We start from the raw sequence: 15736 nt of genomic DNA on the forward strand, positions 1-15736 counted from the left end.
GATCTCAGGCCAGTTGCGAAAGAGGGATCCATACCTCCGGTCGCAGCATGGTACGATAAAGGTCCGGACCCGGCCGGCACACGCGGACGAGGGTTTTCGCAGCGGATGCACATCGTCGACCGACGTTTGAACCCGGGCGGCAAGAGCCTCCCCAACCGCCAGCGCTTCCTGCGCCGTGTGAAGGACGTGGCTCAGCGTGCCGTGCGGGAATCCGCCCGCGAGAAGGACATCAAGGATCTCGGCAAGGACGGCCGGGTCAGTGTGCCGGCGGACGGCGTGCGCGAGCCGCGCTTCTCCCGCCAGCCCGGCACCGGCCTGCAGGACCACATCCTGCCCGGCAACAAGACCTACGTGGAGGGCGACACGATCGAGCGTCCGCCGGGCGGTGGCGGCGGGCGCGGCTCCGGCGAGGGCGGGGAGGGCGGCGAGAACAGCGAGGACGCGTTCCGCTTCGTGCTCACCCGCGAGGAGTTTCTGGAACTCTTCCTCGAAGACCTTGAGCTGCCCGACCTCGCCAAGCGCCGCCTCGCGGTGGTGGAAACGGAGGGGCTGCGCCGGGCGGGCTACACGGTGACGGGCTCGCCGGCGAACCTCGCGCTCACCCGCACACTGCGCAACTCGATGTCGCGGCGGATCGCCCTCAAGCGCCCGAAGCCCGAGGAGGTCGCGGCCCTGGAGGCGCGGCTCGACGCCCTGCCGGAGGGCGACCCGGAGCGGCCGGAGCTGGAGCAGGCGCTCCTGAAGCTGCGCGAGCGCGCGAAGCGCATCCCCTACGTCGACCCGATCGACCTACGGTTCCGCCGATTCGAGCCCTATCCGCGGCCGATCGCGCAAGCGGTGATGTTCTGCCTGATGGACGTGTCCGGCTCGATGACCGAGCACATGAAGGACCTCGCCAAAAGGTTCTACATCCTGCTGCACATCTTCCTGACGCGCCGCTACCGGCACGTCGAGATCGTGTTCATCCGCCACACCGACCGGGCGACCGAGGTGGACGAGGAGACGTTCTTCGGCTCTCGCGAGACCGGCGGCACGTTGGTCTCGTCCGCGCTGGTGGAGATGAAGCGCGTCATCGCCGAGCGCTACGATCCCAACGACTGGAACATCTACGCCGCCCAGGCCTCCGACGGCGACAACGTCTCCTCCGATGGGCCGACCTCGACGGAGCTGCTGCGGTCGCACATCCTGCCGGCCTGCCAGCACTTCGCCTATCTGGAGGTCGGCGACGAGAACGGCCCGCGCGCCGGCTTCGTCGAGCACCGCACCACCCTGTGGCGGACCTACGAGGCGATCGCCAAGGCCGGCGGGCCGATCGCCATGCGCAAGGTCAACCATCGGCGGGAGATCTACCCGGTCTTCCGCGAGCTGTTCGGCCGCAAGGACGCGCGGGCGGAGGCGGAGGGGTGAGTTTGTCCTTCCCCCCTTGTGGGGAGGGATAGGGGTGGCGGTGGGGGTGGTTCAGGTCTGATCGCCGCGGTGCCTCCTGCACCATCCCCACCCCCGGCCCTCCCCACAAGGGGAGGGGAGGATGTGATGAGGGTTTCATGGTGACCAGCCTCAGCCGATCCACGGTGCGTGCGCCGGCCGTCAAGGTCGATAAACCCCTGTTCACCGGCAACGACTGGGATTTCGACACGATCCGGCGGATCCACGACGCCTGCGAGGCGGTGGCCGGGCCGCAGCTCGGCCTGTCCTGGTATCCGAACCAGATCGAGATCATCACGGCCGAGCAGATGCTCGACGCCTACGCGTCGATCGGCATGCCGCTGTTCTACAAGCACTGGTCGTTCGGCAAGCACTTCGCCCAGCACGAGGCTGGCTACCGCCGCGGCCTGATGGGGCTCGCCTACGAGATCGTCATTAACTCCGACCCGTGCATCTCCTACGTGATGGAGGAGAACACGGCGACCATGCAGACGCTGGTCATCGCCCACGCCGCGTTCGGCCACAACCACTTCTTCAAGAACAATTATTTGTTTAGGCAATGGACCGACGCTGAAGGTATTCTGGACTACCTGGATTTCGCGAAAGGCTTTATCAGCCGCTGCGAGGAGCGCTACGGCCACCAAGCCGTGGAGCAGGTGCTCGACGCCGCGCACGCGCTGATGAGCCAGGGCGTCCACCGCTATCCGCGCAAGAAGCGGCCGGACCTCGCCTCCGAGCAGCGTCGGGAGCGCGAGCGGATCGAGCACGGTGAGCAGATCTACAACGACCTCTGGCGGACCCTGCCGCAGAAGATCGGCACGGCGCGTCCGGACGCGGCCGCCGAGCGGCGCAAGGCGCTGCTCGAACTGCCGCAGGAGAATATCCTGTATTTCCTGGAGAAGGCCGCGCCCCGTCTACGCCCCTGGCAGCGGGAGATCCTGCGCATCGTCCGCCTGGTGGCCCAGTATTTCTACCCGCAGCGCCAGACCAAGGTGATGAACGAGGGCTGCGCCACCTACTGCCACTACCGGATCATGAACGCCCTGTCGGAATCCGGACAGATCACTGAGGCGGCCTATCTGGAGTTCCTCCAGTCGCACACCAACGTCATCCGGCAACCGAACTACGACGACCGCTCCTATGGCGGCCATAATCCCTACGCGATCGGCTTCGCGATGATGCAGGACATCGCCCGCATCACCGAGCAGCCGACGGAGGAGGATCGGGAGTGGTTCCCCGACATCGCCGGCACCGGCGACGCCATGGCGGTGCTGCGCGATTGCTGGGAAAATTACCGGGACGAGAGCTTCATCCAGCAGTTCCTGTCGCCCAAGCTGATGCGCGACCTGCGCCTGTTCCACGTGGTCGACGACCCCGAGGAGCCGGAGCTGCGGGTGGAGGCGATCCACGACGAGCGCGGCTACCGCAAGCTGCGCCGGGCCTTCGCCCGCCAGTACGACGTGGCGTGGCTCGACCCGGATATCGAGGTGGTGGATGTGGATCTTGAGGGCGACCGGCGCCTGATCCTGCATCATAAGGCGATCAACAAGATCACCCTGCAGAAGGACGATGCCAAGCGCGTGCTGCAGCACCTCGCCGACCTCTGGGGCTACGACGTGGTGCTCAAGGAGGTCGAGCCGGCCACCGGCACGGTGCTGGGCGAGATCACAGCCAGCGCGCGGCCGATCTTTTTCTGAGCGGGTTGGCAGAACCGGTGTTCCAACCCGACACCCTCATCCTGAGGTGCCCGCGATAGCGGGCCTCGAAGGAGACCTCCAGCCAGTCTCGCGATCCCTGGAGACCTCCTTCGAGACCTGCGCTGCGCTCCGGCACCTCAGGATGAGGGGACAGGCGGGATCAGGCCGGTTGCCCCACATCTCCGCCCATGCTGCAAACACGCATGAGCGCCACGATCCTGACCCTCGCCGAGACCAGCGACTTCCTTGATCGCGAATTCCCGCAGATGCAGGCGGGCGGGCGCGCCTACCATCTTGAAGAGGTTGGCCCGCTCTCGGCGCGGATGCGGCTGGAGGCCCACGAGCGCTTCCTGCGCCCCGGCGCGACCGTGTCGGGGCCGGCCATGATGGCGCTCGCCGACTACGCCCTCTATGCGGCGATCCTCGCCAATATCGGCCCGGTGGCGCTCGCCGTGACGACGAGCCTGAGCTTCAACTTCCTGCGCAAGCCCGCCTCGGGGGATCTCGTGGCGGAATGCCGCCTGCTCAAGCTCGGCCGGCGGCTGGCCGTCGGTGAAGTGCTGATCACCGCCGCCGGCAGCCCGGACCTCGTCTGCCACGCCACCGGCACCTACTCGATCCCGCCGCGCTGATGAGGCCTCGAGCCGTCATTGCGAGCGGAGCGAAGCAACCCAGGGCTGCGGGACACCCGACAGCGGGGCGCTGCGGGATTGCTTCGCTCCGCTTGCAATGACGAAGGCTTTCGGATCAGCCGGCTCGCGCCTCGCTGAGCCGAGCGGCGTAGCGGGCGATCAGGTCGACCTCCAGGTTGAGCCGATCTCCCGCGCGCCGCTCGCCCCAGGTGGTGACCTGCAGCGTGTGGGGGATCAGCAGCACCGAGAACAGGTCGTCCCGGACCGAATTCACCGTGAGCGAGGTCCCGTCGAGGCAGACCGAGCCCTTCTCGGCGATGAACTTGGCCAGGTTCCAAGGCGCCCGCAGGGTGAAGCGCTCGCTGGTACCCCAGGCGTCGGCCGTGACGGACTCGCGTTCCACGATCTCGGCGAGGCCATCGACGTGGCCGGTGACCAGATGGCCGCCGAGCTCATCGCCGATCTTCAGCGAGCGTTCGAGGTTGATCCGCATGCCCGCGACCCAGGAGCCCACAGTGGTGCGCGCCAGGGTCTCGGCGGCGGCGTCCACCGCGAAGACACAGCCGCCCTCGGCCGGCTCCACCGCCACCGCCGTGAGGCACGGGCCCGCGCAGGCGATCGAGGCGCCGAGCGCGATCGTCGCTGGGTCGTAGGAGGCGCGGATCGCGATCCGGCGCAGGTCGCCCTCGCCCGCGATCGAGACAACCGTGCCGATGGCGCTGACCAACCCCGTGAACATCGCTTACGTCCTGTTGCGTTCGTAGGTCACGGCCGCGTCGGGCCCGAGCTGCGACCGCTCGCCCTCGCGGAAGCGGTCGCTCGCCAGCGCCTCCGCCAGGACCGGCCCCAGCGCCGGCAGGCCGCCCGCTGGCCCCAGTTCCACCGGCCCGGTGACCAGCGTGCAGGCATCGATCAGATCGGCCCGCGCCAGCGCCTCCGCAAGGTGGGGGCCGCCCTCGCTGCACAGGCGCGTCAGGCCACGCTCGCCGAGATGCGCCAAAGCTGCCGGGAGATCGATCCCACCGGCCGCGTCCGCCGGCACGGCCGCGACCTCGACGCCCAGGGCCTCCAGGGCGCGCCGCGCATGGGCCGGGGCCGAGCGGGTGGTGAGCACCAGGGTCGGCGTGTCGCGGGCCGTCCGGGCGAGCACGCTGGCCGGGGAGAGCCGCAGATGCGTGTCGAGGACGATCCGTAAGGGCGAGCGCGCCGCCAGCCCCGGCAGCCGCACGGTCAGCGATGGGTCGTCGGCGCGGGCGGTACCGATGCCGATCAGGATCGCGTCCGCATGGGCCCGCCAGAGATGGACCGCCCCGTCCGCCACCGGCCCGGTGATCCGCAGGCGCTCCGGCCCGGCGGCCGCGCAGAAGCCGTCGCGGGTGCGGGCGAGCTTCAGGTGCAGGGCCGGCCGGCCGCGTGTCACCCGGGTGATATGGCCGACATGGTCGCGCCCCGCCGCGTCCCGCAACAGCCCGGTCTCGACCGTGACGCCGCCGGCCCGCAGCAAGGCGTGACCGCGGCCCGCCACGCGCGGGTCCGGATCCTCGATCGCGCTGACCACCCGGGCGATCCCCGAAGTCAGGATCGCGTCGGTGCAGGGCGGCGTGCGGCCGTGATGCGAGCACGGCTCTAGGGTGACGTAGAGGGTCGCGCCGCGGGCAGCGTCGCCCGCGGCGGCGAGCGCCAGAGGCTCGCCGTGCGGGCGCCCGCCCGGTGCCGTCGCCCCCGTCCCGAGGATCCGCCCCGTCCCGGGTTCGACCACGACGGCGCCGACCGACGGGTTCGGCCAAGTGGTGCCGAGCCCGCGTCGGCCCAGCGCCAGGGCGAGGCGCATGAAGTTCGTGTCGTCGCTCATGAGCGGCCGGCGCGGCGGCGTCCCGATGCTTCGGGCTCCGGCTCGACCTCAGGTCCGGGCGCGGCCGCCGGAACCAGGGTGCCGTCGCTCAGCGTGCCGAGCAGGTCCTCGAAATCCTTGGCCTCGCGGAAATTCTTGTAGACCGAGGCGAAGCGCACGTAGGCGACATCGTCGAGACCTTTGAGTCCCGCCATCACCAGCTCGCCGATCGCCTCGGAGGTCACCTCCGGCTCGCCCGCACTCTCGAGCTGCCGGGTGATGCCGCTGACCAGCCGCTCGATCCGCTCGGGATCGACGGCCCGCTTGCGCAGAGCCACGTCGATCGAGCGCTGGAGCTTGTCCCGGTCGAAGGGGACACGCTTGCCGGAGCGCTTGAGCACCACGACCTCGCGCAGCTGCACCCGCTCGAAGGTGGTGAAGCGGCCGGCGCAGTCGGGACAGACCCGGCGGCGCCGGATCGCGGCGCCGTCCTCGGAGGGCCGCGAGTCCTTCACCTGGGTCTCGGAGCCGCCGCAATAAGGACACCGCATGGGTTTCGCACTCGGGCATGGAAACGGCCGCGGACCGGTTGGGTCCGCGGCCGTTTCCTAATCCACTCGGGGGCGGGCCGGAAGGCCGCCCCGCTCGGGCCCCGCTTGGGCCTCAGCCGTAGATCGGGAACCGATCCGTCAGTGCATGGACGCGGCGCTTGACGTCGGCCTCGACCGCGCTGTCACCCGCCTCGCCCTTGGCGGTGAGCCCGTCAAGCACCTCGACGATGAAGCCGCCGATCTGCTTGAACTCGGCGACTCCGAAGCCGCGGGAGGTGCCGGCCGGGGTGCCGAGCCGGATGCCCGACGTGATGGTCGGCTTCTGCGGGTCGAACGGCACGCCGTTCTTGTTGCAGGTGATGTCGGCCCGCGACAGCGCGGCTTCCGCCGCCTTGCCGGTCAGGCCCTTCCGCTGCAGGTCGACCAGCATCAGGTGGTTGTCGGTGCCGCCCGAAGTGATGTCGTAGCCGCCCGAGATCAGCGTGTCGGCGAGCGCCTTGGCGTTCTCGACCACCTGGCGGGCGTAGATCTTGAACTCGGGCTTGAGCGCCTCGCCGAAGGCCACGGCCTTGCCGGCGATGACGTGCATCAGCGGGCCGCCCTGGAGGCCGGGAAAGATCGCCGAGTTGAACTTCTTGGCGAGCGCCTCGTCGTTCGTCAGGATCATGCCGCCGCGCGGGCCGCGGAGCGTCTTGTGGGTCGTGGTGGTGACCACATGAGCGTGCGGGAACGGCGACGGATGCACGCCCGCCGCGATCAGACCAGCGAAGTGGGCGGCGTCGACCATGAAGTAGGCGCCGACCGAGTCGGCGATCTCGCGGAACTTGGCGAAGTCCCAATGGCGCGGGTAGCCCGAGCCGCCGGCGATGATCACCTTCGGCTTGTGCTCCTGCGCAAGCTGGGCGACCTGCTCCATGTCGATCCGCTGGTCGTCACGGCGCACCGTGTAGGAGACCGGCTTGAACCACTTGCCCGAGACGTTCGGCGGGGCGCCGTGCGTCAGGTGGCCGCCCGCGGCGAGATCGAGGCCGAGGAACGTGTCGCCGGGCTGCATCAGCGCCAGGAACACGCCCTGGTTGGCCTGGGAGCCCGAGTTCGGCTGCACGTTGGCGAAGCCGCAATCGAACAGGCGCTTGGCGCGCTCGATGGCGAGGTCCTCGGCGATGTCCACGAACTGGCAGCCGCCGTAGTAGCGCCGGCCCGGATAGCCCTCGGCGTACTTGTTGGTCAGCACCGAGCCCTGCGCCTCCAGCACGGCGCGGGAGACGATGTTCTCCGAGGCGATCAGCTCGATCTCGTGCTGCTGGCGGCCGAGCTCCTTGGCCACCGCCTCGGCGATCTCGGGATCGGCCTCGGTCAGCGGGGCGGCGAAGAAGCTGTTGGAGAAGTGCTTGTCGGCGGCGGTACCGGCGCTCATGGTCAGCCTCTGTTCTGGTAGGGGCGATGCCCGGCCTTTCGTCGGCGTGCACGGGCGGGCGTTGAAGGTGGGATTCCTACACGCGCGACGCGTTCAGGCCAAGCACAGGCATTTTGGGCGCGCACAAAGAATAATTTGCCGCAGGTTGGGTTTGTCCGGACCGTCGGATGTTCCGGACTGCCGTGGACGGGTACATGCCGGCAACCTGGGAAGGCGGCGAGGTCGGGTTCGAGTGCTCGGTCATTCCCCTTTCTGACCTGACGGAAACTTACCCGGAGATCGATTTCGGGGGCATGGGCTTGCGTCCCTGCGTTCTACGTCTCCACGTTTCCGGGCTGCGCCGTTGCCTGGATGGCGGTCGCCGCCCGCGTGAACCGATTGGGCGGCATCGCCTCCGATCCACAGGGGGTCAGCTTGATCGCCGCCGAGGATGCGATGCGCTCCGCCCACGAAGCCTTGACCAGCCTCGTGCGGGAAGAGGCTTCATCCGGCAGCACTCCGCCCGGCGGAGGCCGATCCGGAAGCCGGTCTCCGGATCTCTGTCAGCCCTGCGCCGAGAGGTTCGTCTCGATCAGCACGGTCTCGGTCTCGAACATCGCGGCATGCCAAGCCCCGGCGGGGAAGTGGAACACGCTGCCGGCGGAGAACGGCTTGCGGCCCTGCTCGGTCTCCAGGATGCCCGACCCCGAGATGACCTGCACGAACTGCTCGTGCCCGTGGCTGTGGCGCGAGGCCGAGATGCCCGCCGGCACCACCACGCGCACGAGGCTGGCGCCCGTGCCCGGAATCGTGCGCTTGGCAACGCCGTTCTCGGCAACGCTCTCCGCGCACTCGGCCCAGGCGGTCAGGTGGTCGGTCATCGTCGGATCTCGTGCGCGGCAGGACATGCCGTCCGGGCCCATCGGGTCAACGGCACCCTGAGGCCGCGACCCCGCGTCAACCGGTCCCGCCGGACGGCCGTCCGCGCCGGGGCTTGGGCGCCGCCGGATCGGGGGATGGGGAAGCGGGCGGGCCGCCCTGGGGCGCCGCGCCGGCCGTCGCGCCGGTCGAGGGCCAGAAGGTCTCGAACAGCTCCTGCATCGCCCGGATGTTGTTGCCCTGCACCTCCGCGCCGGTGCGGAGCATCTGGTGGAGCATGTCGGAGCCGGCCTCGCCCGCCTTGACCTCGGGAGGCTTGGGGGCTGGCTTCGGAGCGGGCGCCGCCGCCGCGGGCAGGAACGCCTTCGCCATCTCGGCCCAGGCCGGACCGAACGGGAACGGCACGGGCGGGGGCGGCGCGCTCGGCTGGGCGTGGACGGGGGCGGCCTGCGGCTGGTTGAGCATCACGTGCACGATGCTCGCCACCACGGCGCCCGCCATCATCGGCAGCATCTGGCGCAGGACCTGGGCGCCGACGCCGCTCGTGGCCGAGGCCTGTTGCAGCACGGCCTGCATGAGCTGCGCCGAGCCGAACATCTGGCCAAGCGCCTCGAGCCCCTGCGGTGCCGCGGGCCGAGCCGCCTCGGGCAGGCCGAACATCCGGGTGAAGCTGCTCGGGTCCATGCCGACGCTGCGCTGGAGGCCGAGCGTCAGGGCCGGCATCAGCGCCTGGAAGGCGCGGGCCGTCTGCTCGGTCGTCAGACCGAATTGCTGGGCCATGGCCTGAATCCCGGCCTCGCCCTGCGCCTGGAACATCTCGAGCGGGTTGAACATGAGGCCTCGATCCTGCCCCGGTCGGACCGGCCGGGACAGGGCATCGTGACCGTTTGCGCAGGGAAATACCAGTTCTGACCCGCGAAACCTGTGTCCGGCCCCCGCGCCTTCAGCTCAACGGCTCGGGATGGGCGTGGCCCGGCGGCAGCGGCGCCGCCCGCTGGGACGCCTCTGCCGCGCTTTGAGGTTCGCGCCGGGGCGGACCGCCCCCCTCCAGCCGATCGACCGTGCGACGGGCGAGCAGGATGCCGAGCACCCCGAAGACCAGCGAGCCGAGCCCCATGCCGGCCACCACGCCCCGGGGCCCGAAGAGCGACGCGCCGAGCATCGCGGGTGGGATGGTGCCGAGCGTCGCCCGCCCCCAGTTCAGCAGCGTCGAGCGTAAGGGAAAGCCGAGATTGTTGAAGGCGGCGTTGCCGAGGAACAGCAGCCCGTTGAAGAACCAGATCGCGCCGCCGACGAGGCAGAAGAAGCCGAACAACTCGGCCGCGACCCCGTGCAGGCCGAACAGGGCCGCCAGCCAGCCGCGGGCGAGCGCCAGGACGAGCCAGACCACCGTCACGTAGGCCAGCGTCACTCGGACCGAGTCCCGCAGGACGCCGCGCATCCGGTCGAACCGGCCCGCGCCCCAGTTCTGCGCCAGGATCGGACCGATCGCGCCCGAGAGAGCGAACAGGCCGCCGAAGGCCACCGGCGTCAGACGATCGATCACCGAGGCGGCCGCGACCGCGTCTGCTCCGTAGCCGGCAAAGAGGCGTGCCAGGAAGGCGCTCGCCACCGACGGCGCGAGGTTGGTGAGGATGGCCGGTCCCGCGACCGTCGACAGGGCGGCGGCATCGGAGGGCAGGTCGGCGAGGCGCGGCCGCCCGAGAAGCCCGTGGCCGGCAACGCCGCGGATTCCGACCGCAACGAAGGTGGCGCGCGCCAGGCAGACCGTGATCGCCGCGCCTCCCACGCCGAGGCCGGCCCCGAAGATCAGCAGCGGATCGAGGAAGGCCGTGATCACCGCGCCCGCCAGGGTGACCAGCATCGCCTGCCGAGCCTCGCCGACCGCGCGCAGCAAGCCGGTGAACAGCATGCCGGCGGCGAGCAGCACGTTCGACGGCAGGGTGATGTGCAGGAACAGGCGCGCCACGCTCAGGACCTCGCCGCTGGCGCCGATCAAGGCGAGGAGCGGGTCGGCGAGCGCGGCGATCAGCACCGCGATCAGGGCAGAGACGAGGCTGCCGAGCACCAGCGCGGACGTCGCGAAGCGGCGCGCCGCCGCCGGGTCGCGCGCGCCGACCGCCTTTCCGACCAGCGCCCCGGCGGCGATCATCAGGCCGATATTCACCGCCGTGGCGAAGAACTGCACGATTCCCGCGAAGCCGACCGCGGCCGTCAGGTTCGGGTCGCCGAGCCGCGAGACGTAGAACAGCGACAGCAGGTCGACGACGAAGATCGCCATCAGCCCGACCGAGCCGGTCGCGGCCATCACGATCACGTGCCGGAGGATCGAGCCCGTGACGAAGCGGCCCGTCCCGGCCGCGGGGGCCCCGTCAGACATCCGCGCCGTCACGCATCCCGGGCGCTGCCTTCGGACTCCAGTTCCGCGTCCGGATCGCCCTCGGCGTCCGCACCATCGGTCTCCTGCGGGGCGAGGGCGGGTTTCTCCAGGAGCCGCTCGGCCGCCTCGCGCCGGTCGCTGCCCACGAGGTCGCGGGTTTCGGTGCTCAGGGCCCGGGCGGGCCGCACGGGGACGGTCAGCGGCTCGGGCTTGAGGCCGGCCGCGGCCCCGCGCATCCAGCTGGACCCGTCCGGCAGGGCGCCGGCCTGCTGCAGCACGAGGCGGGCGATGTCGCGCTTGCGCACATCGTCGGCCCGCGCCGCGGCCGCCTCCGGCGACAGCCCGAGGCCCTCCAGGGCCGCCCGACCGAAGGCGAGGGCGGATTCGGAGGTCTCGCGGATCTGGTAATCCACGTCCCGGTTCATCAGCTCGACCGCGTGCAGGCGGTCGTAGGCGCGCACGAAGGTGCGCACGCTGGCGAATTCCTCGTGCACGATGTCGACGATCTTGAGGGCGCCCTCACGGTCGTCGGCGCAGATGCAGACCAGCTCGACCCGCCCGATCCCGGCGGCCCGGAGCACGTCGAGCCGCGTGCCGTCGCCGTAATAAATGCGGAAGCCGAAGCGCGTGGCGGCGCGCAACTGCTCCACGTCCTTGTCGATCACCGTGACGGGGATGCCCTCGGCCAGCAGTACCTGCGTCAGCACCTGCCCGAACCGCCCGAAGCCGATCACCAGCACCCGGGCGTCGCCGCTCTCGGCGAGTTCGGAGGCGGGCTCCTCAAGGTCGTGCGTGGTCCGCGCGTTGCGCCGCTCGATCAGCTTGTCGAGGCCCTTCGCGGCGATCGGCCCGATCAGCATCGTCAGCGCGGCCAGCGCCACCGCGAAACGCGTCGCCTTGGCGCCGGTGAGCCCGAGTTCCTCGGCCTGCGGGAGAAGCACGAAGGCGAACTCGCCCGCGGGCGCCAGGACGGCGGCGCCGCGCAGCGCCCCGAGTGTGTCCGAGCCGAACAGCCGGAACAGGCCTGCCACCAGCGCGACCTTGACGAGGATCGCCGCCAGCGTCGCGCCGAACAGGGCCGGCCAGACCTCGCGCACGAGGGCGCCGTCGATCGACATGCCGACGCTCATGAAGAACAGGCCGAGCAGCATGCCGCGGAACGGCTCGATGTCGGCCTCGAGCTGGTGGCGGAAATTCGACTCGGCGAGCAGGATGCCGGCAAGGAACGCGCCCATGGCCATGGACAGGCCAACCTGCTCCATCAGCAGCGCCGTGCCGAGCACCACCAGCAGGGCTGCGGCGGTCATCACCTCGCGGGCGCCGCTCGCGGCCAGCAGCCGGAAGAACGGGTTGAGGCCGTAGCGGCCGACCAGCACCACCGTGAGGATCGCGGCGAGCGCCTTGCCGGTCGAGGCGGCGGCCTCGCCGAGCCACGACGCGTCGGTCGCCTCGCCCGCCGAGGCCAGCAGCGGCATCAGCGCCAGGATGCCGACCACCGACAGATCCTGGAACAGCAGCACCGCGAAGGCGCGGCCGCCATAGGCGCTGCCGAGGTCGCCCCGCTCCTCCAGGAGTTGCAGCGCCACCGCGGTGGCCGAGAGCGCCAGGGCGAGGCCGATCACCGCGGCGGCGCCGAGAGCGAGGCCGGCCAGCACGCCGGCACCGCCCAGCACCAGCGCGCAAACCACGAGCTGCGCGGCGCCGAGCCCGAAGATGTCGCGGCGCATCGAGACGAGCTGCGACAGGTGCAGTTCCAGGCCGACGATGAAGAGCAGCAGCACCACGCCGATCTCGGCGACGCTGGCGGCGGTGTCCGGCTCGGCGATCAGCGACAGGCCGGACGGCCCGATCAGCACGCCGGCCACGAGGTAGCCGAGCACGGCGCTCTGGCCGATCAGCCGGAACACCGGCACGCCGATCACGGCCGCCGACAGGAAGGTCAGGACCGGCGGCAGGAAGCTCGCATGTTCGACGGGGCTCGCCATGAAGATCGTCCTGGCGGTTCTTCTAAGCTTCGCGCGCGTGGAGCACCCGCTTAGCGCGCGCGGCGCCGCGATGCGAGCCGTGCGCGGGTGCCGTTCGGCACCAACGGGGCTTCTGCGTGCCGCGCGTTCAGCCCAGAAGGCGCGGGCGGGCCCGCCGCGAGCCGTCGATGAACTCGAATCCGCCGGCCGCGCTCAGCATGTGCAGGCGCGAGCCGGGCCAGGCGGCCCCGGGCTCGAGGCGCGTCTCGACCTGCTGCGCGTAGCCGCCCTCGTCGAGGCGCAGGATCCGGGCCAGGCCGAGTGCCGCGCCGTAGCCGCCGCGGCAATCCTGGACCGGCCTGATCAGGGCGCCGTCCCGTTCCACGATCGCGCCGGCCGCGCGGGCCGAGCCGACATCGATCAGCACCGGGTTGCGCCGGTGCGGGATCCAGGGACCGCGGAAATCCAGCGCGTGCCAGAGATGCAGGGTGTCGGAGTAGCTGCCTCCGCCGGCCCGGACCGTGGCGAACAGCCACCAGCGGCCACCGTGATGCAGCAGCGTCGCATCGCTCGCCACGACCCCGTCCACCAGAACCCGCTCGTGGACCCAGCCGCGCGGGAAGGCGGTGGCCCGGTAGAGGTCGATCGTCCCCGAGGCGTGGGATTCCGGGATCATCCAGACCTGCCCGTCCGCCTCGAACACGAACGGGTAGGAGAGGTGAGTCTCGAGTTCCAGGACCGGCTCCGGCCGCCCCTGCGGGCCGTCGGCCGCGAAGCGCACCGCCGAGATCACCCCCTTGCCGCGGCGATAGTCGAACTCCTCGACGAACAGGGTCACGTCCCCGTCCCGGGCGATGGCGAAGGGGTCGGCATAGAAGCGGCGCCCGTCGTCGGGCAGGTCGATCCAGCCGCCCTCCGGGTGATGGCGCAGGTCGATGAGGTCGGGGCCGGCGAGCCGGCGCCAGCCGACTCGCCATTGCGGCCGGTGGAAGCAGAGGGCGTAGAGCCTGCGGGCAATCTGCCGGGCGAGCCCCTCGGCGGCGCGCCGGCCGACCCCGAGGCCGCCGAGGTCGAAGGGGCTACCGGGCTGCAGCGGCGCCTCGGTCCCGTCGGGAAGCCGGGTCGCGCGCGCGCCGTCGAGGGCGGCCACGATCAGCGTGATGGTCCGCGCAAGGTAATCCTCGAAGGCGGCCAGCATTACGGTGTGCGATTCCGCGCCGAGGCGCCCAACCGCCACCGGAGCGCCGTCCGGCCCGCGCAGGGCCGCCACCGGCGCGCGCTTTCCGAACAGGGCGGCGAGAAGGCCCGCCTCGCCCGGCACCCCGTCGAAATCGAGCCGCCACGTCGCGGCTTGGGCCGGATCCGCGGGGGTTTCCGACAGGTCGAGGACGATCTCGCCGTCGGCCGCTCCGGGGCCGGCCTCGTAGGACGCGAGGGCGACCGGCTCGGCCGCGGTCGCCAGGCCGGGCCGCGGCAACCCGTGGATCGCGGCTTCCAGCCGGAACAGCAGCTCCGCGTTCGGCGGCAGGCCGCCCGCATCCTCGGTCCAGGCGATCCGGATCCGGCGGTCGGGTCGCTGCCCGAGCTGGTCGAGGAGGCGGATGTGCCAGCCGCGCAGAGACCTGCGGTTGAGCCGCACGGTGACCACCCGCACGATGGGGCAGGATTCAGGGATCCGCGTCTCCGAATGGGCCGGAGCCCGGCCGCCGCCGGCTTGAGGCCGATCCGTGCCGCCGATCGTCCGCTCCATCAGCAGGGAAGCCTCGCCCCCGACACCCCGGTTTTCGTAACGATGTTCACGGCGACCGGGATCCTGAAAGCGCCCGCCGACACCGCCGATACGGTCGCTGCAGGCTCGAAATCTGTTGCTCGACGGCACGATCAAGCAAGAGGGGCTGGGAGTCTACCGGTACAAGCCTGCCATGCGGACGGATTTCTGCTGACATCATCGAAAAGGGTCGGGTTTTCTCCGCTCTGGTAAATCCCCGTTACAGCAGCGTGATACCGTGTCGCGCGGTCGTCGGCGCCCAGCCCGGGAACCCCCCGTTCGGCTTGGCCGTTCGCTATCGAAGACGTGATGTGGAGAAGGACATGATGCGCAAGACGCTGGCGGTGCCGTTCGCGGCGATGCTCCTCGCCGCCGTCCCGGGTGGGGCCTTCGCCTTCGGGGGTGGCGGCGGTGGCGGTGACAGCGGCAGCGGGCTCTCGCCCTACGCGGCGCTCAGCGGCAATGACCGCTCGGCGGGCGTCAACAACGGCAATTACCGCGATCCCGCCCTCGACCCGTACATCCGGGCCTACGATCCGGAGGCCGCGGCCCGCTACGCCGCCCCGCCGGCCGCCCAGCCGCGCCTGCGCATGCGGCCGTATTACGGCTACCCATATTGAGGCGCTTCTGACGGATCCCGCCGGGTCCTCCCGCGAGGGCCCGGCATCCCTGGCTCTCAGGAACGCTCGGTCTTCGTCGCGGTCCGGACGCGCTTGAGCGTCCACTGGCCGCCCGACGGCTTGCAGCCGGTGCCGCGCACGAACCGGCTCCGGCCCGGCGCGACTACCGAGGCGAGGAAGTTGCGGCAGATCAGGTCCTCGGCGACGTAGGGCAGTCCGGTCGGATTGACGGTCCCGTGCAGGCCGCTCTCGGGATTGTCCCACTTCACCGGACGCCCATTGCCCTGTGGGTCCAGCGCGACGCCCAAGGCCGCGCGGGCGCGGCGCCAATCCTCCTCGGCGAGATCGTCCCCGAAGCTCATGGGGCGCTTCTCGATGCTGCCGGTGACGACGGGCTCCTCGACCACCCGCGGCGCCTCGGCGACCTCGCCGCGGAACACGAGCAGCGGCTGGCTGCATCCGCACAGCGCGACCATCAACGACAGGGCCGACAGGGACGCGACGATGTGCGACCGCCGGCTCGGCTCTTTACACGCGCATCGCCGCATTACACCTGACTCACGACGGGCTTTCCGCTCGACCGAACATGCCGA

General features: G+C 70.8%; 14 protein-coding genes. 4 read left to right on the forward strand and 10 right to left on the reverse strand.

From position 1 onward, the window contains the following. Positions 1-105 precede the first annotated feature (105 nt). The 3 genes from AC3WSN_RS26160 (at position 106) to AC3WSN_RS26170 (ending at position 3754) form a co-directional block, all read left to right on the forward strand. Positions 106-1407, forward strand: a complete 1302-nt coding sequence (locus tag AC3WSN_RS26160; protein ID WP_192706127.1) for a YeaH/YhbH family protein — start codon at positions 106-108, stop codon at positions 1405-1407. Positions 1408-1544: 137 nt separating this feature from the next. Beyond that, positions 1545-3122: a SpoVR family protein gene (locus tag AC3WSN_RS26165; protein ID WP_238194593.1), complete on the forward strand. Its 1578-nt coding sequence runs from the start codon at positions 1545-1547 to the stop codon at positions 3120-3122. 203 nt (positions 3123-3325) lie between these two features. Continuing rightward, positions 3326-3754, forward strand: a complete 429-nt coding sequence (locus AC3WSN_RS26170) for a PaaI family thioesterase (protein WP_192706129.1) — start codon at positions 3326-3328, stop codon at positions 3752-3754. A gap of 115 nt (positions 3755-3869) precedes the next feature. Here the strand turns inward: AC3WSN_RS26170 and AC3WSN_RS26175 are convergent, their stop codons facing one another. The 9 genes from AC3WSN_RS26175 to AC3WSN_RS26215 all read right to left on the reverse strand — a co-directional run bounded on the left by AC3WSN_RS26175 (position 3870) and on the right by AC3WSN_RS26215 (position 14505). Then, a complete protein-coding gene (locus tag AC3WSN_RS26175) occupies positions 3870-4493 on the reverse strand; it encodes a riboflavin synthase (RefSeq protein ID WP_492541966.1) in 624 nt (207 codons plus the stop codon). Between the two features lie 3 nt (positions 4494-4496). Continuing rightward, entirely contained in the window at positions 4497-5606 is a 1110-nt protein-coding gene (ribD, locus tag AC3WSN_RS26180; protein WP_492541968.1) for a bifunctional diaminohydroxyphosphoribosylaminopyrimidine deaminase/5-amino-6-(5-phosphoribosylamino)uracil reductase RibD, read from the reverse strand. Then, positions 5603-6136 (reverse strand): transcriptional regulator NrdR, encoded by a 534-nt coding sequence (nrdR, locus tag AC3WSN_RS26185; RefSeq protein ID WP_492541970.1) that lies wholly within the window; start codon positions 6134-6136, stop codon positions 5603-5605. Before nrdR ends, ribD begins: the two co-directional genes overlap by 4 nt. Before the next feature lie 112 nt (positions 6137-6248). Beyond that, the gene (gene glyA / locus AC3WSN_RS26190) at positions 6249-7553 is read right to left on the reverse strand and encodes a serine hydroxymethyltransferase (RefSeq protein ID WP_192706133.1); all 1305 of its coding nucleotides are present in this window, start codon (positions 7551-7553) and stop codon (positions 6249-6251) included. Between the two features lie 542 nt (positions 7554-8095). Continuing rightward, positions 8096-8413, reverse strand: a complete 318-nt coding sequence (locus tag AC3WSN_RS26195; protein ID WP_492541972.1) for a cupin domain-containing protein — start codon at positions 8411-8413, stop codon at positions 8096-8098. Between the two features lie 76 nt (positions 8414-8489). Beyond that, positions 8490-9245: a DUF937 domain-containing protein gene (locus AC3WSN_RS26200; protein ID WP_192706135.1), complete on the reverse strand. Its 756-nt coding sequence runs from the start codon at positions 9243-9245 to the stop codon at positions 8490-8492. A 109-nt stretch (positions 9246-9354) separates the two neighbouring features. Beyond that, entirely contained in the window at positions 9355-10791 is a 1437-nt protein-coding gene (locus AC3WSN_RS26205; RefSeq protein ID WP_492541974.1) for an MATE family efflux transporter, read from the reverse strand. 8 nt (positions 10792-10799) lie between these two features. Beyond that, positions 10800-12776 (reverse strand): monovalent cation:proton antiporter-2 (CPA2) family protein, encoded by a 1977-nt coding sequence (locus AC3WSN_RS26210; RefSeq protein WP_192706137.1) that lies wholly within the window; start codon positions 12774-12776, stop codon positions 10800-10802. 127 nt (positions 12777-12903) lie between these two features. Further along, complete coding sequence (locus AC3WSN_RS26215) at positions 12904-14505, reverse strand: glucosamine inositolphosphorylceramide transferase family protein (RefSeq protein ID WP_492541976.1); 1602 nt, start codon at positions 14503-14505, stop codon at positions 12904-12906. A gap of 341 nt (positions 14506-14846) precedes the next feature. Between AC3WSN_RS26215 and AC3WSN_RS26220 the strand changes: the two genes are divergently transcribed. Then, a complete protein-coding gene (locus tag AC3WSN_RS26220; protein WP_192706139.1) occupies positions 14847-15143 on the forward strand; it encodes a hypothetical protein in 297 nt (98 codons plus the stop codon). Between the two features lie 56 nt (positions 15144-15199). Here AC3WSN_RS26220 and AC3WSN_RS26225 read toward each other — a convergent pair whose 3' ends face one another. Then, positions 15200-15691 (reverse strand): RT0821/Lpp0805 family surface protein, encoded by a 492-nt coding sequence (locus AC3WSN_RS26225; protein WP_492541978.1) that lies wholly within the window; start codon positions 15689-15691, stop codon positions 15200-15202. Positions 15692-15736: the final 45 nt, after the last annotated feature.

The sequence above is a fragment of the Methylobacterium sp. FW102-HT35C08 genome (assembly GCF_058790235.1).